Annotated in this window: 20 protein-coding genes and 1 riboswitch; of the genes, 16 read left to right on the forward strand and 4 right to left on the reverse strand. The window is 69.1% G+C overall.

Translation table 11 applies throughout. From position 1 onward, the window contains the following. Window positions 1–3: 3 nt before the first annotated feature. Window positions 4–1,164, reverse strand: coding sequence for a precorrin-3B synthase (gene cobG, locus Q9R39_RS20150; protein WP_058250443.1), 1,161 nt, complete (start codon window positions 1,162–1,164; stop codon window positions 4–6). A 60-nt stretch (window positions 1,165–1,224) separates the two neighbouring features. Then, window positions 1,225–1,302, forward strand: a riboswitch (cobalamin riboswitch). A 71-nt stretch (window positions 1,303–1,373) separates the two neighbouring features. Between cobG and cobN the strand changes: the two genes are divergently transcribed. The 5 genes from cobN (at window position 1,374) to Q9R39_RS20175 (ending at window position 10,058) form a co-directional block, all read left to right on the forward strand. Continuing rightward, a complete protein-coding gene (gene cobN / locus Q9R39_RS20155; protein ID WP_311278039.1) occupies window positions 1,374–5,111 on the forward strand; it encodes a cobaltochelatase subunit CobN in 3,738 nt (1,245 codons plus the stop codon). Between the two features lie 201 nt (window positions 5,112–5,312). Then, window positions 5,313–5,822 carry an FxsA family protein gene (locus Q9R39_RS20160; RefSeq protein WP_058250590.1) on the forward strand — a complete coding sequence of 170 codons (510 nt, stop codon included), beginning with the start codon at window positions 5,313–5,315 and terminating at the stop codon, window positions 5,820–5,822. Between the two features lie 108 nt (window positions 5,823–5,930). Beyond that, on the forward strand, window positions 5,931–7,565 hold the full coding sequence (locus tag Q9R39_RS20165) for an amidohydrolase (RefSeq protein WP_311278040.1): 1,635 nt from the start codon (window positions 5,931–5,933) through the stop codon (window positions 7,563–7,565). An 80-nt stretch (window positions 7,566–7,645) separates the two neighbouring features. After that, window positions 7,646–9,256, forward strand: coding sequence for an apolipoprotein N-acyltransferase (gene lnt, locus Q9R39_RS20170; protein WP_396275707.1), 1,611 nt, complete (start codon window positions 7,646–7,648; stop codon window positions 9,254–9,256). Then, on the forward strand, window positions 9,240–10,058 hold the full coding sequence (locus Q9R39_RS20175) for a polyprenol monophosphomannose synthase (RefSeq protein ID WP_137810800.1): 819 nt from the start codon (window positions 9,240–9,242) through the stop codon (window positions 10,056–10,058). Before lnt ends, Q9R39_RS20175 begins: the two co-directional genes overlap by 17 nt. A gap of 80 nt (window positions 10,059–10,138) precedes the next feature. On the opposite strand, the gene Q9R39_RS20180 is transcribed toward Q9R39_RS20175, so the two are convergent. After that, window positions 10,139–10,483, reverse strand: coding sequence for an RNA polymerase-binding protein RbpA (locus tag Q9R39_RS20180; RefSeq protein ID WP_058250448.1), 345 nt, complete (start codon window positions 10,481–10,483; stop codon window positions 10,139–10,141). Between the two features lie 391 nt (window positions 10,484–10,874). Between Q9R39_RS20180 and Q9R39_RS20185 the strand changes: the two genes are divergently transcribed. The 6 genes from Q9R39_RS20185 to Q9R39_RS20210 all read left to right on the forward strand — a co-directional run bounded on the left by Q9R39_RS20185 (window position 10,875) and on the right by Q9R39_RS20210 (window position 14,921). Then, on the forward strand, window positions 10,875–11,156 hold the full coding sequence (locus Q9R39_RS20185; RefSeq protein WP_058250449.1) for a hypothetical protein: 282 nt from the start codon (window positions 10,875–10,877) through the stop codon (window positions 11,154–11,156). Further along, window positions 11,153–12,289, forward strand: coding sequence for a DUF475 domain-containing protein (locus tag Q9R39_RS20190; protein ID WP_058250450.1), 1,137 nt, complete (start codon window positions 11,153–11,155; stop codon window positions 12,287–12,289). The genes Q9R39_RS20185 and Q9R39_RS20190 overlap by 4 nt, the downstream gene beginning before the upstream one ends. Window positions 12,290–12,489: 200 nt before the next feature. Beyond that, on the forward strand, window positions 12,490–12,711 hold the full coding sequence (locus Q9R39_RS20195) for a DUF3263 domain-containing protein (protein WP_058250591.1): 222 nt from the start codon (window positions 12,490–12,492) through the stop codon (window positions 12,709–12,711). 36 nt (window positions 12,712–12,747) lie between these two features. Beyond that, window positions 12,748–13,071, forward strand: coding sequence for a hypothetical protein (locus tag Q9R39_RS20200; RefSeq protein WP_058250451.1), 324 nt, complete (start codon window positions 12,748–12,750; stop codon window positions 13,069–13,071). Beyond that, window positions 13,068–13,814 (forward strand): VOC family protein, encoded by a 747-nt coding sequence (locus Q9R39_RS20205; RefSeq protein WP_058250452.1) that lies wholly within the window; start codon window positions 13,068–13,070, stop codon window positions 13,812–13,814. Before Q9R39_RS20200 ends, Q9R39_RS20205 begins: the two co-directional genes overlap by 4 nt. A 99-nt stretch (window positions 13,815–13,913) precedes the next feature. After that, window positions 13,914–14,921, forward strand: a complete 1,008-nt coding sequence (locus Q9R39_RS20210; RefSeq protein WP_058250453.1) for an oxygenase MpaB family protein — start codon at window positions 13,914–13,916, stop codon at window positions 14,919–14,921. Between the two features lie 19 nt (window positions 14,922–14,940). On the opposite strand, the gene Q9R39_RS20215 is transcribed toward Q9R39_RS20210, so the two are convergent. After that, complete coding sequence (locus Q9R39_RS20215) at window positions 14,941–16,173, reverse strand: NAD(P)/FAD-dependent oxidoreductase (protein WP_311278042.1); 1,233 nt, start codon at window positions 16,171–16,173, stop codon at window positions 14,941–14,943. A 28-nt stretch (window positions 16,174–16,201) separates the two neighbouring features. Here Q9R39_RS20215 and Q9R39_RS20220 point away from each other — a divergent pair, with 28 nt between their 5' ends. From Q9R39_RS20220 to Q9R39_RS20240, 5 genes are all read left to right on the forward strand, one after another. After that, a complete protein-coding gene (locus Q9R39_RS20220; RefSeq protein ID WP_058250455.1) occupies window positions 16,202–17,431 on the forward strand; it encodes a glucose-1-phosphate adenylyltransferase family protein in 1,230 nt (409 codons plus the stop codon). Further along, complete coding sequence (locus Q9R39_RS20225; protein WP_058250456.1) at window positions 17,428–19,107, forward strand: phospho-sugar mutase; 1,680 nt, start codon at window positions 17,428–17,430, stop codon at window positions 19,105–19,107. Before Q9R39_RS20220 ends, Q9R39_RS20225 begins: the two co-directional genes overlap by 4 nt. Before the next feature lie 18 nt (window positions 19,108–19,125). Further along, window positions 19,126–19,557: a helix-turn-helix transcriptional regulator gene (locus Q9R39_RS20230; protein WP_058250457.1), complete on the forward strand. Its 432-nt coding sequence runs from the start codon at window positions 19,126–19,128 to the stop codon at window positions 19,555–19,557. Window positions 19,558–19,576: 19 nt separating this feature from the next. Further along, a complete protein-coding gene (locus tag Q9R39_RS20235; RefSeq protein ID WP_137810807.1) occupies window positions 19,577–19,987 on the forward strand; it encodes a VOC family protein in 411 nt (136 codons plus the stop codon). Between the two features lie 206 nt (window positions 19,988–20,193). Next, a complete protein-coding gene (locus tag Q9R39_RS20240; RefSeq protein WP_311278043.1) occupies window positions 20,194–22,602 on the forward strand; it encodes an excinuclease ABC subunit UvrA in 2,409 nt (802 codons plus the stop codon). Between the two features lie 427 nt (window positions 22,603–23,029). On the opposite strand, the gene Q9R39_RS20245 is transcribed toward Q9R39_RS20240, so the two are convergent. Further along, a partial coding sequence (locus Q9R39_RS20245) for a GNAT family N-acetyltransferase (RefSeq protein ID WP_311278044.1) occupies window positions 23,030–23,252 on the reverse strand: 223 nt, incomplete at its 5' end.

Below are 23,252 nucleotides of genomic sequence, written 5' to 3' on the forward strand. Positions count from 1 at the left end.
AGCCTAACGGCGCCGCCGTTCGTATCCGCCGTCGGGCGTGGCCTGCACCGACAGGTGCGATTCCGCCGGCGACCCGCAGCCACGGGCGCAGCCCACCCAGTGTTCACGCTCCTCGACGGGGTCGCCGTCCTGCACCCGGGCCATCAGGTCGTCCCGGACCGGCGCGTGCGCGGACGAGCAACCCGGGGCTCCCACGCAGCAGCTGACCTGCGCCCATGGCGAAGCGGCGTCGAAGATCAGACCCATCGGTGCGAGCACGCGGACAACGGTTTCGGCCACGCCTTCGCCGAGGTCGCACAGGAGGATCTCGCGGTCGGGGGTGATCACGACCGGCGCCTGCACACCCGCGATGAATTCCGCCAGTCGGGCCGGCAAGCGTCCGAGTTCGACGACCGCGCCGAGCAGCACCGCGCCGTCGTCCTGGTCGAACCAACCGACGATCGGTTCCCCCGCAGCGACCGGTGCCGCGTCCGGGTCGGCCCCGATGACGGGATCCAGCGTCGAGGCGATGAGTTCCGTGAGCCGGCGCCGGGAGACGTCGTCGAGGTCGCGGACCCGCCAGGCGCCGGGCGAGACCTCGCCCAGACCCGCGGCCACCGCGATGAGCGCGCGCACGATCGCCTCCGTACCGGTGGCCGATCCGACGGCCGTCCCGCCGATGAGCACATCCGCGGCCAGGGGAGTGCCGCCCCGGATCACCGCGCACGCATCGGGTCGTCGTCCGGCGATGTCACCGCGCCCGTCGTCGATGCCGAACAGGAAGCGGCCGGACAGGTTGGCGGCGGCCGGGTCGGCCCGCAGGGCGTCGTCGAGGGCCGCGGCGAGCGCACGCGCATCGGCGACGCCGCCGATGCGGCCGGTCAGGGGGCTGAGCTCGATGTTGCGCACCTTGTCGTGGCTGCTGCTCGGCGCGAGCCCGGCGGCGACGACGGCCTGCGCGACGGCTTCGACGTCGGTGATCCCGCGCAGCTGGAGGTTGCCGCGCACCGTCAGCTCCAGGTGCCCGTCGGCGTGGTCGGCGGCGGCCCGGGCGAGCATCTCCAGCTGGTCCGGACGGATCCGTCCGCCCGGCAGCCGGACACGGGCCAACGCGCCGTCGGCCGCCGGGTGCGTGTCGAAGACGCCTGGGCAACGGTCGGTGGCGGCCCGGGCTGGCTGGTTCATCCCACCAGCCTACGACCGGCGGGCGCGGTGGCCGTAGGCTGAACGCACCGCGAGCGGGCTGAAGCCGGTGCGATTCCGGCGCGGTCGCGCCACTGTGACCGGGGGTCGGCATCGGCCGGACATCCGGAAGTCAGACCAGTCCCTCGCACTGCACCCGCCACCCACGGCACCGACACGCACCGGGCGCGACAACCCGGCGAGGAGACACGATGATCCTGCTGCTCTCGACCTCGGACACCGACCTGCTCACGGCCTCGGCGGCCGACGAGGGCAACGCGTCGCCCGACGCGTCGGTGTCCTACCGCGGCGCGAATCCCTCTCGCATCCTGATCGAGGACATCCCGCGTCTCGCCGCCGACGCCGACCTCATCGTCGTGCGCATCCTGGGCGGTGTACGCGCCTGGGAGGACGGGCTGGCTGCGGTCGAGGCGACCGGCAAGCCGCTCGTCGTCTGCTCCGGTGAGCAGCAGCCCGACCCCGATCTGATGGCGCACTCCACGGTGCCCTCCGGCGTCGCCGCCCAGGCCCACGACTATCTCGCCGCGGGCGGCGTCGCCAACCTCGTGAATCTGCACCACTTCCTGTCCGACACCATCCTGCTCACCGGCAACGGTTTCGAACTCCCGCAGCAGACGCCCGCGTGGGGCGTGCTCGAACGTTCTCCGGCCGCCTCCTCTCCGCTCCCTGAGGCGCGAGGAGCGGAAGCCGACCCTTCTTTGCTCCCTGAGGTGCGAGGAGCGCAAGCGACGAGCCACGAAGGGCCCGACGCCCCGACCATCGCGGTCCTCTACTACCGCGCCCAGCACCTGGCGGGCAACACGCGGTACATCGCCGCGCTGTGCGATGCGATCGAGGACCGCGGGGCCCGTGCGCTGCCGATCTTCTGCGCCTCGCTGCGGACTGCGCCCGACGACCTCCTCGAACTGCTCGGTACCGCCGACGCCCTCGTGGTCACGGTGCTGGCCGCCGGTGGCGCCACCCCGGCCACCGCTTCGGCCGGCGGCGACGACGAGGCGTGGAACATCGAACGTCTCGCCGCCCTCGACATCCCGATCCTGCAGGGTCTCTGCCTCACCGGGTCCCGCGCGGACTGGGAGGACAGCGATGACGGCCTGTCGCCACTCGACGTCGCCACCCAGGTGGCGGTGCCCGAGTTCGACGGCCGCATCATCACCGTGCCGTTCTCCTTCAAGGAGTTCGACGACGACGGATTGCCCTGGTACCAGCCGGATCTCGAGCGCTGCGCACGGGTGGCGGGGATCGCCACCGCGCACGCCCGGTTGCGTCGGACCCCGGCCGCCGACAAGCGGATCGCGGTCATGCTGTCGGCCTACCCGACCAAGCACGCGCGGATCGGCAACGCCGTCGGTCTCGACACCCCGCGCAGCCTGCTGCGCCTTCTCGCCGCGATGCGCGATGCCGGCTACGACATCGGCCCGGAGGCCGGCCCGGACGCGATCCCCGGTCTCGCCGACGATGATTCAGATGCGCTGATCCACCAGATCATCGCCACCGGTGGTCAGGATGCCGACTGGCTGACCGAGGAGACCCTCGCCGCCAACCCGATCCGCCTGTCCGCGCGCGACTACCGGTCGTGGTTCGACACCCTGCCCGAAGGACTGCGCGCGGCGGTCACCGAGCACTGGGGACCCGCTCCGGGCGACCTGTTCGTCGACCGCACGCACAATCCCGACGGCGACATCGTCATCGCGGCATTGACCTTCGGCAACATCGCGATCATGGTGCAGCCGCCGCGCGGGTTCGGCGAGAACCCGGTCGCGATCTACCACGATCCGGATCTGCCGCCGTCGCACCACTATCTGGCCTCGTACCGGTGGATCGCGGCGCACGACACCGGCTTCGGCGCCGACGCCATCGTGCACGTCGGCAAACACGGCAACCTCGAGTGGCTGCCCGGCAAGAACCTCGGCATGTCGGCGGACTGCGGGACCGACGCCGCCCTCGGCGACCTCCCGCTCGTCTACCCGTTCCTGGTGAACGACCCGGGCGAGGGGACGCAGGCCAAGCGCCGCGCTCATGCGGTTCTCGTCGACCATCTGATCCCGCCGATGGCACGCGCCGAGTCCTACGGCGACATCGCCCGGCTGGAACAGCTTCTCGACGAGCACGCCAACATCTCCGCACTCGACCCGGCGAAGCTGCCCGCGATCCGCCAGCAGATCTGGACACTGCTGACCGCGGCGAAGATGGACTCCGATCTCGGGCTCACCGAACGGCCCGACGAAGAGGTCTTCGACGACATGCTGCTGCACGTCGACGGGTGGCTGTGCGAGATCAAGGACGTGCAGATCCGTGACGGGCTGCACGTGCTCGGCGAGCCCCCGCGCGACGACGCCGAGGTCGACCTCGTCCTCGCCATGCTGCGCGCACGCCAGCTCTGGGGTGGCACGTCGGCCCTGCCCGGCCTGCGCGAGGCCCTCGGACTCGTCGAAGACGGCTCGGCCGAACGCGGTTCCGTCGACGCCGTCGAGGCGCAGGCCCGCGAACTCGTCGCCGCCTGCGCGAAGGACGACTGGTCGACCGAAGCAGTTGCCGCGGCCACCGCGGGACTGCCCAGCGCGGTCGGGGATGTTCTCACCTTCGCGGCGACCGAGGTCGTCCCGCGCCTGCGTCAGACGACCGGCGAGGTCCCGCGGGTGCTGCACGCCTTGGACGGCGGGTTCATCCCGGCCGGACCCAGCGGGTCACCGCTGCGCGGGCTGATCAACGTGCTGCCGACCGGACGCAACTTCTACTCGGTCGACCCGAAGGCCGTGCCCTCACGGCTGGCGTGGGAGACCGGCCGCGCGATGGCCGACTCCCTTCTCGAGCGTTATCTGACCGACCACGGCGAATACCCGGCGTCGGTGGGGCTGTCGGTGTGGGGGACCAGCGCCATGCGCACCTCGGGTGACGACGTCGCCGAGGTGCTCGCGCTGCTCGGGGTCATGCCGGTGTGGGACGAGATGTCGCGGCGGGTCTCCTCGCTCGAGCTCATCGGCCTCGAGGAACTCGGACGTCCCCGCATCGATGTCACCGTCCGCATCTCTGGCTTCTTCCGGGATGCCTTCCCGCACGTCGTCACCATGCTCGACGACGCGGTCGCGCTCGCCGCGGCCGCTGACGACGAGTCCGACGAGCAGAACTTCGTCGCGGCACACGTGCGCGCCGCGATGTCCGAGCACGGCGACCGGCGTCGGGCCGTGACACGTGTCTTCGGTTCCAAGCCCGGCACCTACGGCGCCGGCATCCTGCAACTCATCGACTCACGGGACTGGCGCAGCGATGAGGACCTGGCCCGCGTCTACACCGAGTGGGGCGGTTACGCCTACGGACGCGACCTCGACGGGGTGCCCGCGGTCGACGACATGCGCGCCGCGTACAAGCGGATCGCCGTGGCGGCCAAGAACACCGACACCCGCGAACACGACATCGCCGACTCCGATGACTACTTCCAGTACCACGGCGGCATGGTCGCGACCGTTCGCGCTTTGACCGGCTCCTCGCCGGAGGCCTACATCGGCGACAGCACCCGCCCCGACTCCGTCCGCACCCGCACGCTGTCGGAGGAGACCAGCCGGGTGTTCCGCGCCCGCGTCGTCAACCCACGCTGGATCTCGGCGATGCAGCGCCACGGATACAAGGGTGCGTTCGAGATGGCCGCCACGGTCGATTACCTCTTCGGGTACGACGCGACCACCGACGTCGTCGCCGACTGGATGTACGAGAAACTCACCGAGTCCTACGTCCTCGACGAGACGAACCAGCAGTTCATGCAGCAGTCCAACCCCTGGGCACTGCACGGCATCGCCGAACGTCTCCTCGAGGCCGTCGAGCGCGACATGTGGCGCGAACCGCCGGCCGAGCTCCTCGACGCCCTGCGCACCGTCTACCTCCAGACCGAGGGCGACATCGAGGGCCGCGGCGAGGACGCCTCTGCCGGCTGAGCCGCCCACCGCCGGCTGAGCCGCCCACCGCCGGCTGAGCCGCCCACCGCCGGCTGAGCCGCCCACCGCCGGCTCAGCCGCCCAGCGCTGGTTGAGCTTGTCGAAACCACCCCCCGGGACAAAACCGCGTCGTCGTTCGTTGTCCACGCAGACCCTGACGTCAACGGGTGCCGAAGGGCACCGAAGGACAGGTGAAGCATGATGGCTCTCCGCTGGTTCGCGGCCTATGCCGTGCTGGAGATCGCCGCATTCGTCGCGATGGTCATGACCCTCGGATTCGGCTGGGCGGTGTTGATCAGCCTCGCCGCCGTGGTCCTCGGATTCGTCGTCCTGCGCTGGCAGGGCGGCAAGGTCTTCGACGAGCTGCGCCGCGCGTCGAGAAACGAGGTCGACGCCCGCGCCCCGCTGGCCGACACCGCGCTCGTCGCCGTGTCGACCATCCTTTTGGTCGTTCCGGGCGTCGTGTCGACCGTGGCCGGGACCCTACTGCTGTTCCCGCCCACCCGTCGGGTGATGCGTCCGGCCGTCGCCGCGGTGGGTGCCCGCCGTGTGGCGACCGCGATGGACCGGGCCGGGATGTACGCCACCGGTGTCTACGGCGCAGGACGTGGCGGAACCGTCGTCGAGGGCACGGTCGTGGAGTCCGACACGCCCGAGCCGGGATCTTCGTCGTCCCCGTACGGGACCCGAGGTCTGCCGCAGGGCCACTGAACAGGTCCTGATCTGCGCCCGAGCGCAGCACAACCCACCGCGGTCCCGGAACACACGCACCCGGACCCCTCGCCACCCTCCTCCGACGGCAAGGCACACTGAACGATCGTGGCAACCCAACTGCTTCTCGGCGGCGCCGTGTACTCGCCGGCGGCCCCCGACGCGACCGCGATGGCCGTGACCGACGGAATCGTCGTCTGGGTCGGGACCGACGACGTCGGCCGCGCACTCCATCCCGACGCCGAGGTCATCGACCTCGCCGGACACTTCGTCAGTCCCGGGTTCGTCGACTCCCACGTCCACCTGACGTCCACCGGGCTCGGACTCGACGGCCTCACCCTGAACGAGGCGTCGAGCCGCACGCACTGCCTGCGGCTGGTGGAGAAGGCCGTGGCCGCCGAATCCGCCCATGACGGAGGCGACCTCATCTGGGGTCTCGGCTGGGACGACTCGACCTGGGCGGGCGCCGAACCCGACGACGGTCGCTTCCCGACGACCACCGAGCTCGACGCCGTCGTCGGGACCAGGCCGGTCTACCTCGCCCGGATCGACGAGCACTCCGCGGTGGCTTCCACCGCGCTGCGACGCCTGATCCCGGACCTGGCCGACGCCGTCGGGTATCACCCGGAGGAGCCGCTGGTCGCCGAGGCCCACCATCTCGTCCGCGGCGCGGCCCGCCTGCTGGTCACCGCGGCGCATCGTGAACGTGCACAACGCCGCGCGCTCGACGGGGCCGCCGCCCACGGGGTGGTGGCCGTGCACGAGAACGGCGGACCGGACATCAGCGGCATGGACGACTTCCTCGCGCTCGCCGAACTCGACCATCCCGTCGAGATCCGGCGCTACTGGGGCCAGGCCGTCACCGACGCCGACCACGCCCGCGAACTGATGTCGATCACCCGGGCCGATGCCCTGGGCGGTGACCTGTTCATCGACGGTGCCATCGGCTCCCACACCGCGTGGCTCTCGGAGCCCTACACCGACGATCCGCACACCAGCGGTATCAGCTACCTCGACGCCGAGGCGATCCGCGATCACCTGCGCGCCTGCACGATCGCAGGCATCCAGGCGGGCTTCCACGTCATCGGCGACGCCGCGACCGGTGTGGTCGTCGGCGCACTCGCCGAACTCGCCGACGAACTCGGCACGCCCGCGCTCGCCCGCTGTGCGCACCGGCTCGAACACGCCGAGATGGTCACCGCCGCCGACGCCGAGGTCCTCGCCCGCTGCGGCGTCATCGCCAGCATGCAACCGTTGTTCGACGCCGAATGGGGCGGTCCCGGCGACCTGTACGACGCCCGTCTCGGGGCGAGCCGCGCGGCCACCCTCAACGACTTCGCGATGCTGGCCAAAACCGGTGTTGCGCTGTCGTTCTCGTCAGACGCGCCGGTGACGGCCATCGACCCGTGGTCGACCATCCGGGCCGCTGTGCACCATCATCAGCCGACCAACGCGATCTCGGCGCGCGGCGCGTTCGCCGCGACGACCCGCGGCGGCTGGCGGGCCGGGGGAGTCAACGACGGTGTCACCGGGACCCTGACGCCCGGCGCCCCGGCGAGTTACGCGGTGTGGGAGGTCGACGAGCTCGTCGTCGCCGGATCCCACGAGAAGGTCCAGCGCTGGTCGACCGATCCGCGGTCGCGGGTGCCCGCGCTGCCGGACGTCTCACCGGGGGCCGCGCTGCCGCGCTGCGTACGCACCGTGCACCGGGGCCGGACCCTGTACGACCGGGACGCCGGGTGAGTCCCCCGCGGGTCTCCCGATCCCGGATCTCACGGTCCTGGCTCGCACGTACCGGGACCGTCGCCGCCGCGGGTGTCGCGATGTGGGCCGCGTTCCCACCCCGCAACTGGTGGTTCCTCGCGGTCCTCGGCCTCGGCCTGTTGTTCGCCGCACTCTTCGTCGGGTCGCCCCGGGTGCGCACCGGCGCGTGGATCGGCTTCGTCTTCGGGCTGGCGTTCTTCGTGCCGCTGTTGCCGTGGATCGGCGTCTACGTCGGTCCGCTCCCGTGGCTCGCCCTGGCCGCGGTGCTCGCCGTCTACCTCGCGCTGTTCGGCGCGATCGCCACCCTGACGATGCGGCTTCCGGTGCCCCCGGTGTGGTTCACGCTGTCGTGGGTGCTCGTCGAAGCGCTCCGTTCCGCCTTCCCTTTCGGCGGGTTCCCCTGGGGGAGAACCGCATTCAGTCAGGTCGACGGGCCGCTGCTGCCGCTGGCCTCGGTGCTCGGCGCTCCGGGGCTGTCGGCCGGTGTCGCGCTGTTCGGCTCCGCGGTCGCCTGGCTGCTCGTGATCCTCACCCGGGCGTACCGGCGCACGACGACCGCCTCCGACCCCGAGTACGCCGACGGCCCGGGGCCGTCCACCGAACGTTCCTCGGGCGTGGTGCGCATCGCGACCGCCGCGGTGGCCATCGCGCTGCTCGCACCGATCGCGGCCATCGCGGCGACCCCCGCCAGCCTCGACCGCAACATCGCGACGTCCTCGGCCCGGATCGGTGCCATCCAGGGCAATGTCCCGCGACTGGGTCTGGATTTCAACGCCCAGCGGCGCGCTGTCCTCGACAATCATGTCCGCACCACGATGTCCTACGGCCGGGCGATCGACACCGGGCAGACAGAGCAGCCCGACTTCGTCCTGTGGCCGGAGAACGCCTCGGACATCTCGCCGCTGGACAACGCAGACGCGGCCGCCGGGATCACCGCGGCCTCCGAGGCCGTCGACGCGCCGATCCTGGTCGGCACGCTCATCCGCAACCCCGATGGCCGACCCACCAATTCGGTCCTGGTCTGGGACGGCGCGCAGGGCCCGGTCGACCGCTACGACAAGCACATCGTCCAGCCGTTCGGCGAATACCTCCCGTGGCGGCCGTTCTTCCGCCTGTTCTCGTCGTATGCGGACATGGCCGGAGACTTCCGCCCCGGCACCGGACCCACGGTGGTCGATGTGCCCGGTCGCTCGGGGACGGTGACCGTCGGTGTCGCGACCTGCTGGGAGGTCGCCTTCGATCGGGCCGCTCGGCAATCCGTCCGGGACGGCGCGCAGATGCTGTTCGTTCCCACCAACAACGCGACCTTCGGCCGGACCGAGATGACGTATCAGCAGTTGGCCATGTCACAGGTCCGGGCCGTCGAACACGGGCGGTCCGTGGTCGTCGCGGCCACCAGTGGGGTGAGCGCCGTCATCGAGCCGGACGGATCCATCAGCCAGCAGTCCGGCATATTCACCGCGGACGTGCTGACCGGGCGTCTGCCACTCCATGAGGACATGACCCTCGCGACCCGCCTGGGCCCCTGGCCGGAGGTGATCGCGATCATCGCGGCGGTGGCCGGGCTTTTGTTTGCGCTGCGCTCGCGTACTAGGTTCTCACTCAGGCCACGCAGGGTCGCCGCACGGGCGACCGGTGACACGAAGGAGCTCGATGGCATCGGGGATTGACGCCACGGCAGGGCAGCGGCGGCCCGACGACGCGCCGCAACGCGTGGTCGGCGCCGACGGCACGGGCGCACTCGTCGTCGTGCCGACGTACAACGAGCGCGACAACCTGCCGCTCATCATCGGACGTCTACAGGACGTGCTGCCAGGGGCGCATGTCCTCGTGGTCGACGACTCGAGCCCGGACGGCACGGGCGATGTCGCCGACGACCTTGCTCGCGCCGACGCGGCGACCCGGGTCCATGTCATGCACCGCGTCGACAAGGACGGCCTGGGCAAGGCGTACCTCGCCGGCTTCGCGTGGGGACTCGACCGCGACTACGCCGTCATCGTCGAGATGGACGCCGACGGCAGCCACGCGCCTGAGCAGCTGCACCGCCTGTTCGACGCCGTCAACGACGGCGCGGATCTCGTGATCGGGTCCCGTTATGTCCCGGGCGGCAAGCTGGTGAACTGGCCGAAGCGCCGGGAGTTCCTCTCCCGCGGTGCCAACACCTATGCCCGTCTGGCTCTCGGTGCGGGCGTCCACGACATCACCGCCGGGTTCCGCGCCTATCGCCGCATCGTGCTGGAGAAGATCCAGCTCGACACCGTCGAGTCCGCGGGTTACTGCTTCCAGATCGACCTGGCGTGGCGCACGGTGCGTGCCGGCTTCGACGTCCGGGAGGTACCGATCACCTTCACCGAACGTGAGATCGGGGTGTCCAAGATGAGTGGCGGCGTGATGTCCGAGGCGTTCACGATGGTCGCCCGCTGGGGAGTCCAGAGCCGCCTCGAGCGCTGGGGACTCGTCCGGACGCGATGATCCGCTGAGCAGACGAACAGACCCGGCAGGGATGTCCTGCCGGGTCTGTTCGGTTCCGGGCGTCGGGCGCCCGGCGGGTGTCAGTTGGTGATGCCCTTGCGCCGCTGCTTGAGCAGGTCGAGGCGCTCGTTGAGCAGCACTTCGAGCTCTTCCTCGCTGCGACGCTCGAGCAGCATGTCCCAGTGCGTACGCGGCGGCTTGGTCTTCTTCTCCTCGGGCTCGGCGCCCTCGAGGATGGTGCCTTCCATGCCGTTCTTGCACGGCCACTTCGACGGGACCTCCGCGTCGTCGGCGAACGGCACGTCGAAGATCTCGCCGTTGTCGGTGCGGTACTGGACGATGCGTCGTGGCGCGAGGTCGTGGTCACGATCGGTCTCGTAGCTCACCGCGCCGAGGCGGCTACCCCGAAGTACTCGATCTGCCATGAAGGGTTCCTCTCAACTTCGTCGGATCTCCCGGTCTGCCGGGAGATCTCTGTTGCATTCCAGGTTCGCGCGCAACGCTGCGCGCGACTTTCGGGTCGTCAACAGGAACATTCTACGCGCATTCCTGCGTGGGTTCGCCACCGGCGACGACCCGTGTTGTCCACCGCGGTCCGCGGGGCCGCCGCCGGGAGCGCAGCGAGCGGGGCGAGTGTGTGCCGCCGCCGGGAGCGCAGCGAGCGGGGCGAGTGTGTGCCGCCGCCGGGAGCGCAGCGAGCGGGGCCGGTCGTGACAGCGGTACGGTCTCGGTGTGGAACCAGGCACTACGCACGGCGTACAAACGGGCGCATCGCGTCGGCGTCGGCCGTACGCCTGCGCCTGGTGCGGCCGCACGATGGTGGACTCCGAGATGGGGCGTCGGCGGAAGTACTGCAAGCGATCGTGCAGGCAGCGTGCTTACGAGCAGAGAACGCTGCTGGAGGGCACGTCCATTCCCGACGACGCGGTGATCCTCTCCTCGGCCGAGGCCGCCGACTTCGGCGACCGGATGTTCGCGCTGCGGTGCGCCGCGGAGGACCTCGGCACCGCGGTGGCCGAAGGTGCCGGACACGACGTGCTGGCCGACCTCACCGACACGCTGCTCGAACTCGCGCGGGAAGCCGAGAAGCTGCGGTGACCGCGCGCATCTTCGCGCCCTCGCTCGTCGTCACGCTCGTGGCGCTGGTCGTCGCCTACCTCTACCTCGGCTGGACCGGCCTCGCCCTGTGCGCCATCCTCGGCGTGCTCGAGGTGTCCCTGTCGTTCGACAACGCGGTCATCAACGCGACGATCCTCGAACGGATGAGCGCGTTCTGGCAGAAGATGTTCCTCACCGTCGGCGTGCTCATCGCCGTGTTCGGCATGCGTCTCCTGTTCCCGCTGGTCATCGTGTGGATCACCGGAGGTCTCAACCCCGTCGAGGCGCTCGACCTGGCGATGAACCCGCCGCCCGAGGGGCAGACGCATTTCGCCGACGGCCAGCCCAGCTACGAGACGATCCTCACCGAGGCCCACCCGCAGATCGCGGCGTTCGGCGGGATGTTCCTCCTGCTCCTGTTCCTCAACTTCGTGCTGGCCGAGCGCCCGCAGACCTGGCTCACGTGGCTCGAGAAGCCGCTCGCCACGCTCGGCAAGCTCGACCAGCTCGCGGTCGTACTGGCCGCCCTCGCGCTGGTTCTCACCGCCGAGTTCCTGGCGCCGGACGAGAGCCGCGCGACCGTCCTGATCGCCGGGATCCTGGGCATGGTCACCTACATCACCGTCGACGGGCTCAGCTCGCTGTTCATGGCCGAGCCGGGATCGGACGGGCCGGAATCAGACGGGCCCGACTCACACAGGTCCGGATCGGACGGCTCCGGTCCGCACCCGGTCACCGTCGCCACCGGCAAGGCCGGGTTCTTCCTGTTCCTCTATCTCGAGCTCCTGGACGCGTCGTTCTCCTTCGACGGGGTGATCGGCGCCTTCGCCATCACCTCCGACCCGATCATCATCGCGTTGGGGCTCGGATTCATCGGCGCGATGTTCGTGCGGTCCATCACGATCTACCTTGTCCGCAAGGGCACGCTGGGGGAGTACCGCTACCTCGAATACGGTGCGCACTGGGCCATCGGCGCGCTGGCCGCAATCCTGTTGATCAGCGTCGAGATCGAGATCAACGAGGTGATCACGGGGCTCGTCGGCGTGGCGTTCATCGGCGCGTCGCTCGCCAGCAGCATCCGCGCGAACCGGCGCGAAGCGCGTGCCGGGACCGGCGATCGACTGGCGGTCTGAGCTTCTCCGCGGCCGTCTTCGAACGTGCGATGAACATCTGCGGGACCTTTGGAATCAGCATGGGCCGCCTGCTGTCTTCTGTCGGTCGACAGGTGTAGAAATGACGACGTCGGTGACGTGTGTCACGCAGGAGCCGAAGCCGAGTGGCTCCGCGGCACAAGTCCGGGTTTCAGGTCGAAAACGCAGATTCGGTGGTCTTCATGGACAGCAAACAGCAGCAGATGATCCAGTTCGAGACGGACTGGTACTCCCTGGGCGGGGGCTCCTCCCGGCAGATCGTCGAGGAGTTCGGCCTCACCGATCGGGACTTCTTCTCCCAGGTCGACCGCCTCGTCGACTCCGACCCGCCGTCGGGATTGACCGCTGCGGAGCTGCGCCGCATGCGCCAGGTCATCCGCCGTCGGCTGTGGATGGCCCGCTGATCCCAGCCCGCACGCGGCTCGGGGGATAATCGACGGGTGCCCTTCTCCGATGACGATCTCGAAGCGTTCTATCGCGATGTCGAGGCACGCACGGCGTTCCGCGAGCAACCTCGACGCCGGCGCCGCGCCGGCATCGACTATCCGGCCTGCCCGACGCCTGACAAACTGCCGTTCGCCTCACCGGCCGACGCTCGTGAGGGCATCGATCGACTCCGTCGCCACCTCGTTGGTACCGCCCCGGAGCTGCGCTACTACGAGTGCTCCTGTCGCGCTTGGCATATCACCAGCTCGGCGCAACTGATCCATCGACGGGTGCCGCCGGCGCCGGCTCGTCGTCGGAAGGGTAAGAAGAAGCGGTGACGATTCCGCCCGCCGGCCCGCACGCACTCGTCGATCTCGCGAGCGACGACCCGTCGACGACCGCCGAGACCTACCAGCGGTTGCTCGGACACGAGGTCGGTACGGGCGCCGACGGCCGGCGAGTGGTGAACCTCGGCAACGTCGCCCTCTCGATGCGGCTGTCGGCCGGCGAGCCCGACACCCACGACGTGTACTTCACGGTCGACGACATCACGGCGTCCCGGCGTCTACTCGGCCGGCGCGGGTATCCGCTCGCGGACACCGTCCTCGGAGCGCTGGGTGAGACCAGTCCGGTCGGGATCGCCGAACGACCCGAATCCGGGGCGGCCGTTGACGGCGATCTGACCGGCCTCGACCATCTGGTCTTCACCTGCGACAACCGCGATGTCGCCGTCGCGCTGTTCGCCGGCACCTTCGGCCTCGATTTCCGTCTCGACCAGCCGATCGGGCAGGACGCCCGTCAGCTGTTCTTCCGGCGCGACGACCTGATCGTCGAGGTCGTCGCCGCGCCCCGCCCGCCGGCCGACCCGGTGCCGTCGTCGCCGGTCTTGCTCTGGGGTGTGGCATGGCGGTCGACCGATGTGGACACGACCCACGCGCGTCTGACGGCCGACGGACTCGATCTCAGCGAGGTCCGCAGCGGACGCAAGAAGGGCACGCGGATCTTCACGGTTCGCCACCGCGAACTCGCCACGCGGACCGTGGTCATCGGCCCCGACGCCGGAGCCGACTCGCTTCAGTAGCCGAAATCCGACAAAAGGTGGGTTTTCGGGAACGCCTGCGCTAATCTGACTACGAATGTTGTCGAATTAGTAGTATCCGAGACCGATGTTGGGGGCACCATGACCGCGGTACACGAAGAACGGACAGCGTCCGAACCCGCAGCGAGTGACTTCGTGGCGGGCGAGCCGCTGCTCAACCACCGCGACGACGAGATCGAACTGATCCCGCCGGACTCGCTGACCGCCAAGCTCACCGGCATGTACACGTTCCTCCCGATCAACGGGGCGGCGTTCGTGATGCAGGTGATGCACCCCGTCATCGGCGATGTCGTCGACAAGTATTCAGTCTTCCGCACCGATCCCGTGGGACGTGCGATCCGCTCCGCCGACTCGGTGCTGCGCTGGACCTACGGCGGTCAGGAGGCTCTCGAGGAGGGCAAGCGTCTCCGCAAGCTGCACCAGCCGCTGCAGATGCGCAACTCGGAGGGCAAGCACATCAGTGCACTCAACCCGGAGGCGTACGCCTGGGTGATCGCCACCGCGCTACCCACGATCGAGACCGCCGCGCCGCTGGTGCTGGGCCGGCACTTCACCCTCGAGGAGCGCAAAGAACTCCTGCGGGACAACCGCCGCATCGCCAAGATCGTCCAGGTACCGATGAAGAACTACCCCGAGACCCTCGAGGAGTTCGACGAGTACTTCGACGATTTCATCGAGAACAAGCTCGTCCGGCACCCGGTCGCGCTGGAACTGATCGGTCAGATGCGCGCCGCGCCCGTCGTCCCGAAGTCGGTGCCCAAGGCGTTGCGCCCCGCCGTGAAGAAGGCCGCTGCCACCGCGTCGGTGCCGTTCCAGAACTTCAACTACCTGACCACCGTCGGCGTCATGGATCCGCGCGTGCGGGAGATCCTGGGCCTGAGCTGGTCCGACGCCGAGCAGCGTCACCTCGAGCGGATTCATCGCAATCTACGATTCGCCTACCGCACCCTGCCGGAGCGGCTGACGTACTTCCCGCTGGCCTATCACGCCCGGCGTCATCACGACGCGATCCAGGCCATGAAGGTTCGCGAGAAGGCAAGCGCTGCCTACCAGTACCACCCCAAAGAGGGTGCGGCGCACCAGGGCTGAGCGCTCCCGGTCGGTCTGGTCACGTCGTCGGGGGCGTGACCAGACCGACGACATGGTCGGCAATCGCCAACGATGACGTGATGCCCGGCGACTCGATACCGAAGAGGTTGACCAGGCCCGCGATGCTGTGTGACCGCGGCCCCTGGATCACGAAGTCACCGGCACCGGCACCCGGCCCGGCGACCTTGGGCCGGATCCCGGCGTAGGCGGGCACCAGGGCGTTGGCCGGCAAGTGCGGCCAGTACGTGCGGATGGCTCGTTCGAATGCGTCGGCGCGCGCCTCGTCGACGGCGTAGTCGAGTACCTCTCCGGCAATCGTCTCGTCGGGGGACGAGTTCAGCCATTCGACGTCGGGGCCGAATCGGGCCTCGCCGGCGAGATCCATCGTGAAGTGCACGCCCAATCCGCCGTCGGCGGGGATCGGGTAGACGAGGTGACGGAACGGCGCCCGGACGCCGGACAACCCGAAGTAATTCCCCTTGGCGAGGAAGCGCGGCGGGATCCGGCCGCCGAAGCCGGCCAGCGCCCGGGCCACCTCCCACGCGCCGATCCCGGCACAGTTGACGAGCGTCCGGGCGGAGGCCGATTCGCCGTCCGATGTCTGCACGGTGACGCCGTGTGCGTTGATCTGTCCGCCGATCACTCTGCTGCGCAACGCGATCGCGCCACCGTGTGCCTCCAGGTCACGCACCAGTGCACGCACCACACCGTCGACGTCGACGATCCCGGTCGACGGTGAGAACAGTGCCGCGACGCCTTCGACCGCCGGTTCCCGGTCGCGCAGTTCGTCCACTCCGATCCGTCGAAGGTCGGAAACGCCGTTGGCCAGACCGTGTCGGAGCAAGACGTCGAGGCGTTCGCTCTGAGTGCCGTCGGTGGCGACGATGAGTTTGCCCGGCCGCGCCCACGAGACGCCGTGCTCGTCGCAGAATCGGGTCAACTGCTCGCGACCGCGGACGCACAGTTCCGCCTTCAGGCTGCCCTCGGGGTAGTAGATGCCGGCGTGGATCACCTCCGAGCTCCGCGAGGTCGTCTGCGCGCCAACCGAATCGGTGGCCTCGAGAACGACGACGTCGCGTCCTCGCCGGGCGAATGCCCGCGCCACCGCCAGCCCGACGATGCCGCCGCCGATCACGAGGCAGTCGACCTCCACACGCTCCGTCGTCGCGTGCTCGGCCCGGTGGATGTGCGTCACTGCTCGTACCTCCTCGTCGCTTGTCGTCGAGTTCCGTCGGCCACGGTATCCGGGCAAACCCGGCGGCGTGGGGCAGACTGGGGTGATGCGGTATTCGGAGGTTCTTGCGATCGTGCAGGCCGGTGGACGTGGTTCGCGGATGGAGGTGCTGACCGATCGGCGGGCGAAACCCGCGTTGCCGTTCGCGGGCAACTATCAGCTCATCGACTTCCCGCTCTCCAACCTGCACCACAGTCACATCGACGACGTGTGGTTGTGCGTGCAGTACGAGGCCGAGACCATCACCCAGATCGTGGCGGGTGGCCGTCCCTGGGATCTGGACCGCACGAGCGGCGGGTTGCGCGTGGTGATGCCGGAGCAGACCGACGCCCCGGAAACCGAAGACGGCTTCGCGACCGGCAACGCCGACCTGCTGTATCGCATCCGCGGCCGCATCGCCGCCCACGCACCGGCCGAGGTCATCGTCATGAGCGCCGACCACGTCTACGACTTCGACTTCCGCGACGCCATCGAGACCCATCGCCGCCATGGCGCCGAATGCACTGTTGTCACCACGACGTGTCCGCTGGACGAGGCCACCCAGCACGCCACCGTGAAGGCCCGTCGAGACGGGATAGTCCGCGAGTTCCGCTACAAACCCGAACGCGCCACCACGCGCACGATCGCCACCGAGATCTTCGTCTACGACCCGGCCGTGCTCATCGAGGGCCTCGAGTACCTGGAGAGCCGGACGACCGAGGGATCCCCGAAGGACGACACCGGCCTGGGGGACTTCGGCGAACACCTGGTGCCCTGGTTCGTCGACCGCGGCAAGACGGTCGCCCACGCGATGCCTGGCTATTGGATCGACGCCGGCCGTCCCGAGACCTACCTGCAGGCGCACCGCGACCTCATCGACGGGTCCCTCGACGTCTTCCGCGCCGACCGGCCGATCCTCACCAACCAGCCGCAGCGCCCGGCCGCGCGTATCGAGACCGGGGCGGTCGTCGAGGATAGTCTCGTCAGCAGCGGCGCCCACGTGCACGGAACGGTCCGACGCAGCGTTCTCGGACCGGGGGTGGTCGTCGAAAAAGGTGCGGTCGTGGCCGATTCGGTGATCTTCGGTGACGTTGTCATCGGCGCCGGCGCGTCGGTCGCATGGTCTGTCCTCGACGAACGGGTGCGCGTCGGCCCGAATGCGGTGATCGGCGGGCACCCGCGGACACGCCCGGTCCCGACCGAGAAGATCACGTTGGTGGGGATGGACACGCAGATCCTGCGTGGCGCCCGGGTGGCACTGGGTGACCGCGTCGAGCCGGGTCGCCGCATCCGGTGACCCGGGCCGAGCTGTTCGCGGCCGCGCGGCGCTGGCGGGACCACGATCCGGATCCGTCGACCCGAGCCGTGCTGACCGATCTGATCGACGCGGCGGTGACCGGTGACGTCGCCGCTGCCGACGATCTCGCGTCCCGCTTCCGCGGACCGCTGACCTTCGGCACCGCCGGCCTGCGCGGGGAGGTCGGTGCGGGCGAGTCACGGATGAACGTCGCCGTGGTCACCCGCGCCACGGCCGGTGTCGCGCGGTATCTGCTCGACACGGTCGGTCCCGACGCGCGTGTCGTGGTCGGGTGCGACGCCCGGCACGGATCGGCCGAGTTCTTCGACGCGGCAACCGAAGTGCTTGCGGCGCAAGGGCTCACGGTGTTCACGCTACCTCCTCGGTTGCCGACGCCGGTCACCGCTCATGCGACGCGTGCGCTCGACTGCGACGCCGGGGTGATGATCACCGCCTCGCACAACCCACCGGCCGACAACGGTTACAAGGTGTATCTCGGCGGCCGTGCCACCGACGATGCGGGCAGGGGAGTGCAGATGATCTCGCCGGCCGACGCCGACATCGCGGCCCGGATCGCGCAGGCGCCGCCCGCTGACGAGGTGTCCCGCGACCCCGCGGCGGTCGTCCACCTCGACGACGAGACCGTGCGGACCTATGTCGAGCGCACCGCGCGGCTTCGACCCGGCGGCAGTCCGTCGCCGGTGCGCGTCGTACTGACGCCGATGCACGGGGTCGGGGGTACGGTCGCCCGAGATGTGCTGCGGGCCGCGGGAATCGGCGACGTCCACGTGGTGGCGGCGCAGTCCGCTCCCGATCCGGACTTCCCGACGGTGCCGTTCCCGAACCCGGAGGAGCCCGGTGCCCTCGACCTCGCGCTCGACCTCGCACGCGACGTCGACGCGGACGTCGTGATCGCCCTCGACCCCGACGCCGACCGCTGCTCGGTGGCGACGGTCGGTCCCGATGGACAGTGGCGGCAGCTCACCGGCGACGAGATCGGCGCGCTGCTGGGGGAGCAGGCGGCACGGGATGCGACGCGCCCCGGTGACACCCTGGCGTGTTCGATCGTGTCGAGCCGGCTGCTCGGCCGGATCGCCGCGGACCACGGGCTACGTTTCGCGGCGACGCTCACCGGATTCAAGTGGATCGCCCGGACTCCCGGCCTGCGTTTCGGTTACGAGGAGGCGATCGGCTACTGCACCGACCCCGACACCGTCCGCGACAAGGACGGCATCGGTGCGATGATCCGGGTCATCTCCCTCGTCGAGGAACTCGGGCAGGATGGCCGCACGCTGACCGACGAACTCGACCGGCTCGCCCGTCGCCACGGCCTGCATGCCACCGCACCGTTGACGATCCGCGTCGAGGACACCGCGCTGATCGCCGAGATGATGCAGCGCCTGCGTTCGTCGCCGATCGAACGACTGGCCGGCTCGCCGGTGGTGGAGAACCGCGACCTGGCAGATGGATCCGCTGATCTCCCGCCGACCGATGGCGTCCTGGTGCGGACCGCCGCCGACGACCGCGTCGTCGTGCGTCCCTCCGGCACCGAGCCGAAACTGAAGTGCTATCTCGAAGTCGTCCTCGACTGCCCGGACGGCGCCGTACCGCGGGACGAGGCCGCACGCCGTCTCGACGCCCTCGGTGCGGACATCTCGGCGGTGCTCGGGGTCTGAGCACACTACGATCGACTCGTGCCGCGAACCGATTCCGATCAGCGCCTGCGCGACCTGACCCTGCTGCGTCAGGTCCGCGACCGGATCGACCGCGAGTACGCGCAGCCGCTCGACGTCGAGGCGCTCGCGCGCGGGGTGAACATGTCGGCCGGTCACCTGAGCCGGAAGTTTCGCCAGACCTACGGCGAATCGCCCTACTCGTACTTGATGACTCGCCGCATCGAACGGGCGATGACGCTGCTGCGGCGCGGCGACCTGACCGTCACCGAGGTCTGCTTCGAGGTGGGTTGCTCGTCACTGGGCACCTTCAGCACCCGGTTCACCGAACTCGTCGGGGTCCCGCCGACGGTCTATCGCGAACAGTCGGCCGACGCGACGGACGGGATACCGGCGTGCCTGGCGAAGAACATCACGAGACCGATCAGGAATCGAGAAGCACAGCGCGGCTGAGACTGCCTAGCCTGATCCCATGAACATCACGATCCAGTACACCTTCCTCCCACACACCGATGGCGACGCCGCCTTGGGCTTCTACCGTGACCTCCTCGGTTTCGAACTCCGCAAGGATGTCGGCTACGAGGGCATGCGGTGGCTGACCGTCGGCCCGCCCGGACAGCCGGGCACGTCGATCGTCCTGCATCCGCCGGCTGCCGATCCCGGTATCTCCGAGGAGGAACGCCAGACGATCCTCGAGCTGATCGCCAAGGGGAGTTACGGCGCGCTGACGCTGGCGACCGACGACCTCGACGGGCTTTTCGAAAAATTGCAGTCCAGCGGCGTCGACATCGTGCAGGAGCCGATGGATCAGCCGTATGGCGTGCGCGACGCCGCCGTTCGTGATCCGGCGGGCAACCTCATCCGTATCGACCAGGCCGGCTGAGAGATGTGCGGCCCCGGTCGATACCCGCCCCCGGAAGCACTCGGCGCGGTCGTCGACCGACAACACCCCGCGCCGGCGCCCTCCACCCTGGTTAGATCGACCGGGAGTCCGCGCACCGACCTCGCGGCGACGGACCTCCGGAATGACACGAGCACCCCGAACGCCGATGACCGCCCATCCGCGGTCGCGCCAGTGATGGAGAGACGATGAGCCGAACCGCCACCCGTCCCGCACGGAAGGTCGACGCCGTGCGGGCCGACGGCATCCACCCCGCCGACACGCACGACATCATCCGCGTCCACGGAGCCCGGGAGAACAACCTCAAGGACGTCAGCGTCGATCTGCCCAAGCGTCGGCTGACAGTCTTCACCGGGGTGTCGGGTTCCGGGAAGAGCTCACTGGTCTTCAGCACCATCGCCGCGGAATCCCAGCGCCTCATCAACGAGACGTACAGCGCATTCGTGCAGGGCTTCATGCCGTCGATGGCTCGTCCGGACGTCGACATCCTGGAGGGTCTGACGACGGCGATCATCGTCGACCAGGAGCGGATGGGGGCTAACGTCCGGTCGACCGTCGGCACGGCCACCGACGCCAACGCGATGCTGCGTATCCTGTTTAGTCGCTTGGGATTTCCGCACATCGGATCGCCGCAGGCGTTTTCGTTCAACGTCGCCTCGATCAGCGGGGCGGGTGCGGTGACCATCGAGAAGGGCGGGCAGAAGGTCAAGGAGCGTCGGAGCTTCTCCATCACCGGCGGGATGTGCCCGCGATGCGAGGGACGTGGCGACGTCTCCGACTTCGACCTCACCGCACTCTACGACTCGTCGAAGTCGCTCAACGAGGGCGCGCTGACGATCCCCGGCTACTCGATGGACGGCTGGTACGGCCGGATCTACCGCGGTTGCGGCTTCTTCGACCCCGACAAGCCCATTGCGAAGTACACCAAGAAGCAGCTCAACGACCTTCTCTACAAAGAGCCCACCAAGATCAAGGTCGAGGGCATCAACATCACCTTCGAAGGTCTGATCCCGAAGATCCAGAAGTCGATGCTGAGCAAGGACCGTGAGGCCATGCAGCCGCACATCCGTGCCTTCGTCGACCGGGCGATCACCTTCGCGAACTGCCCGGACTGTGAGGGCACCCGCCTCACCGCCGAGACCCGTTCGTCGAAGATCAAGGGCATCAGCATCGCAGACGCATGCGCGATGCAGATCAGCGATCTCGCCCAGTGGGTGGCCGAACTCGACGATCCGTCCGCGGCCCCGCTGATCACCGCGCTGCGAGACCACCTCAACGCGTTCGTCGACATCGGCCTCGGCTACCTGTCCCTGGAACGCCCGGCCGGCACCCTGTCCGGCGGAGAGGCGCAGCGCACCAAGCTGATCCGTCACCTCGGTTCGTCGCTGACCGACGTGACCTATGTGTTCGACGAGCCGTCGATCGGTCTGCACCCGCACGACATCACCCGGATGAACGATCTGCTGCGCGCATTGCGGGACAAGGGCAACACGGTGCTGGTGGTCGAGCACAAGCCGGAGGTGATCGCGATCGCCGACCGCGTCGTCGACATCGGCCCTGGAGCGGGCACCGACGGCGGCACGATCGTGTTCGAAGGCACCGTCGACGAACTGCGGGCCGCGGACACGCTCACCGGGCGCCATCTGGAGGACCGCGCCGCCGTGAAGGACGAGGTCCGCACGCCCAGTGGTCATCTCGAGGTCCGCGGGGCCGACGCCAACAACCTGCGCGATGTCGACGTCGACATCCCCCTCGGTGTGCTGGTCGTGCTCACCGGCGTCGCGGGCTCGGGCAAGAGTTCGTTGATCAACTCGACGGTCGCCAAGGAGGACGGGGTCGTCTCCATCGACCAGAGCGCCATCAAGGGGTCGCGGCGCTCCAATCCGGCGACCTACACCGGTCTGCTCGAGCCGATCCGCAAGGCGTTCGCCAAGGCCAACGGCGTGAAACCCGCCTTGTTCAGCGCGAACTCGGAGGGTGCCTGCCCCAACTGCAACGGTGCAGGTGTCGTCTACTCCGACCTCGCGATGATGGCCGGCGTCGCCGCGCCCTGCGAGGTGTGCGAGGGCAAGCGATTCCAGGCCGAGGTGCTCGACTACACCTTCGGCGGCCGCAACATCAGCGAAGTGCTCGAGATGTCGGTCGCCCAGGCGGAAGCCTTCTTCGCCGACGGCGACGCCAAACTCCTGACAGCACACAAGATCCTGCACCGGATGGTCGACGTCGGGCTCGGCTACATCAAGGTCGGTCAACCGCTGACCACCCTGTCCGGCGGCGAACGCCAGCGCCTGAAGTTGGCCGGTCACATGGGGGAGAAGGGCGACGTCTACATCCTCGACGAGCCCACCACCGGCCTCCACCTCGCCGACGTGGAACAGCTCCTCGGGCTGCTCGACCGGCTCGTCGACTCCGGGAAGTCGGTGATCGTCATCGAGCACCACCAGGCCGTGATGGCCCACGCCGACTGGATCATCGACCTCGGCCCGGGCGCCGGCCACGACGGCGGCCGGATCGTCTTCGAGGGCACACCCGCCGATATCGTCGCCGACCGGTCCACGCTCACCGGCGAGCACCTCGCCGAGTACGTCGGTGCCTGACCCGAGGGCGCAGCCGGCGCGAGCGAGAGCTTCGCTCCCGCTCCCTATCCGAAGGAGCGCCCCCACCGCTCCCTATCCGAAGGAGCGCCCCGCCGCTCCCTGAGGTGCGAGGAGCGATAGCGACGAGCCACGAAGGGTCCAGCGACCGAGGCTCCCAAACCCTAAGTGACGAGCCTTCTTCCGCTCCCTGAGGTGCGAGGAGCGCAAGCCGCCGGGCCGAGCAAGCGACGAAGGAGCGCGTCGAGGTCGACGAGCCTCGAAGGGTCCAGCAACCAGCCCCCGCGACCGACAGACTTCAACTCGACCTATGGACTTCGATCGAGGTCTACCGGTCGAGTTGCAGTCTGTCGGTCAACAAGCGAGCAGGATCGCGCGAGCAGTACCGGGGTTCAGGTGCGCCAGTAGGTGGCTGTTGGTCGGGCGGTCATCACTGTGCGTTGTTCATGCGTACTTCGTGACAATCCCAGCCGGAGTCGTGACGTGTGGCCCCGTCGAGTTCGAATCCGTGTTTGCGATAGAAGGCCACTGCCCGCGCGTTGTCGCGTGCAACCCAGAGGTAGGCCGGGATATCCGTTCCGCCGAGCACTGAGGTCATCAAGTCCATCGCCACACCGGTGCCGTGATAGCGGAGAACGACATTCAGAGACCAC

It is taken from the genome of Gordonia sp. AC31, from assembly GCF_031844505.1.
GTDB classification, from domain to species: Bacteria; Actinomycetota; Actinomycetes; order Mycobacteriales; family Mycobacteriaceae; genus Gordonia; species Gordonia hongkongensis.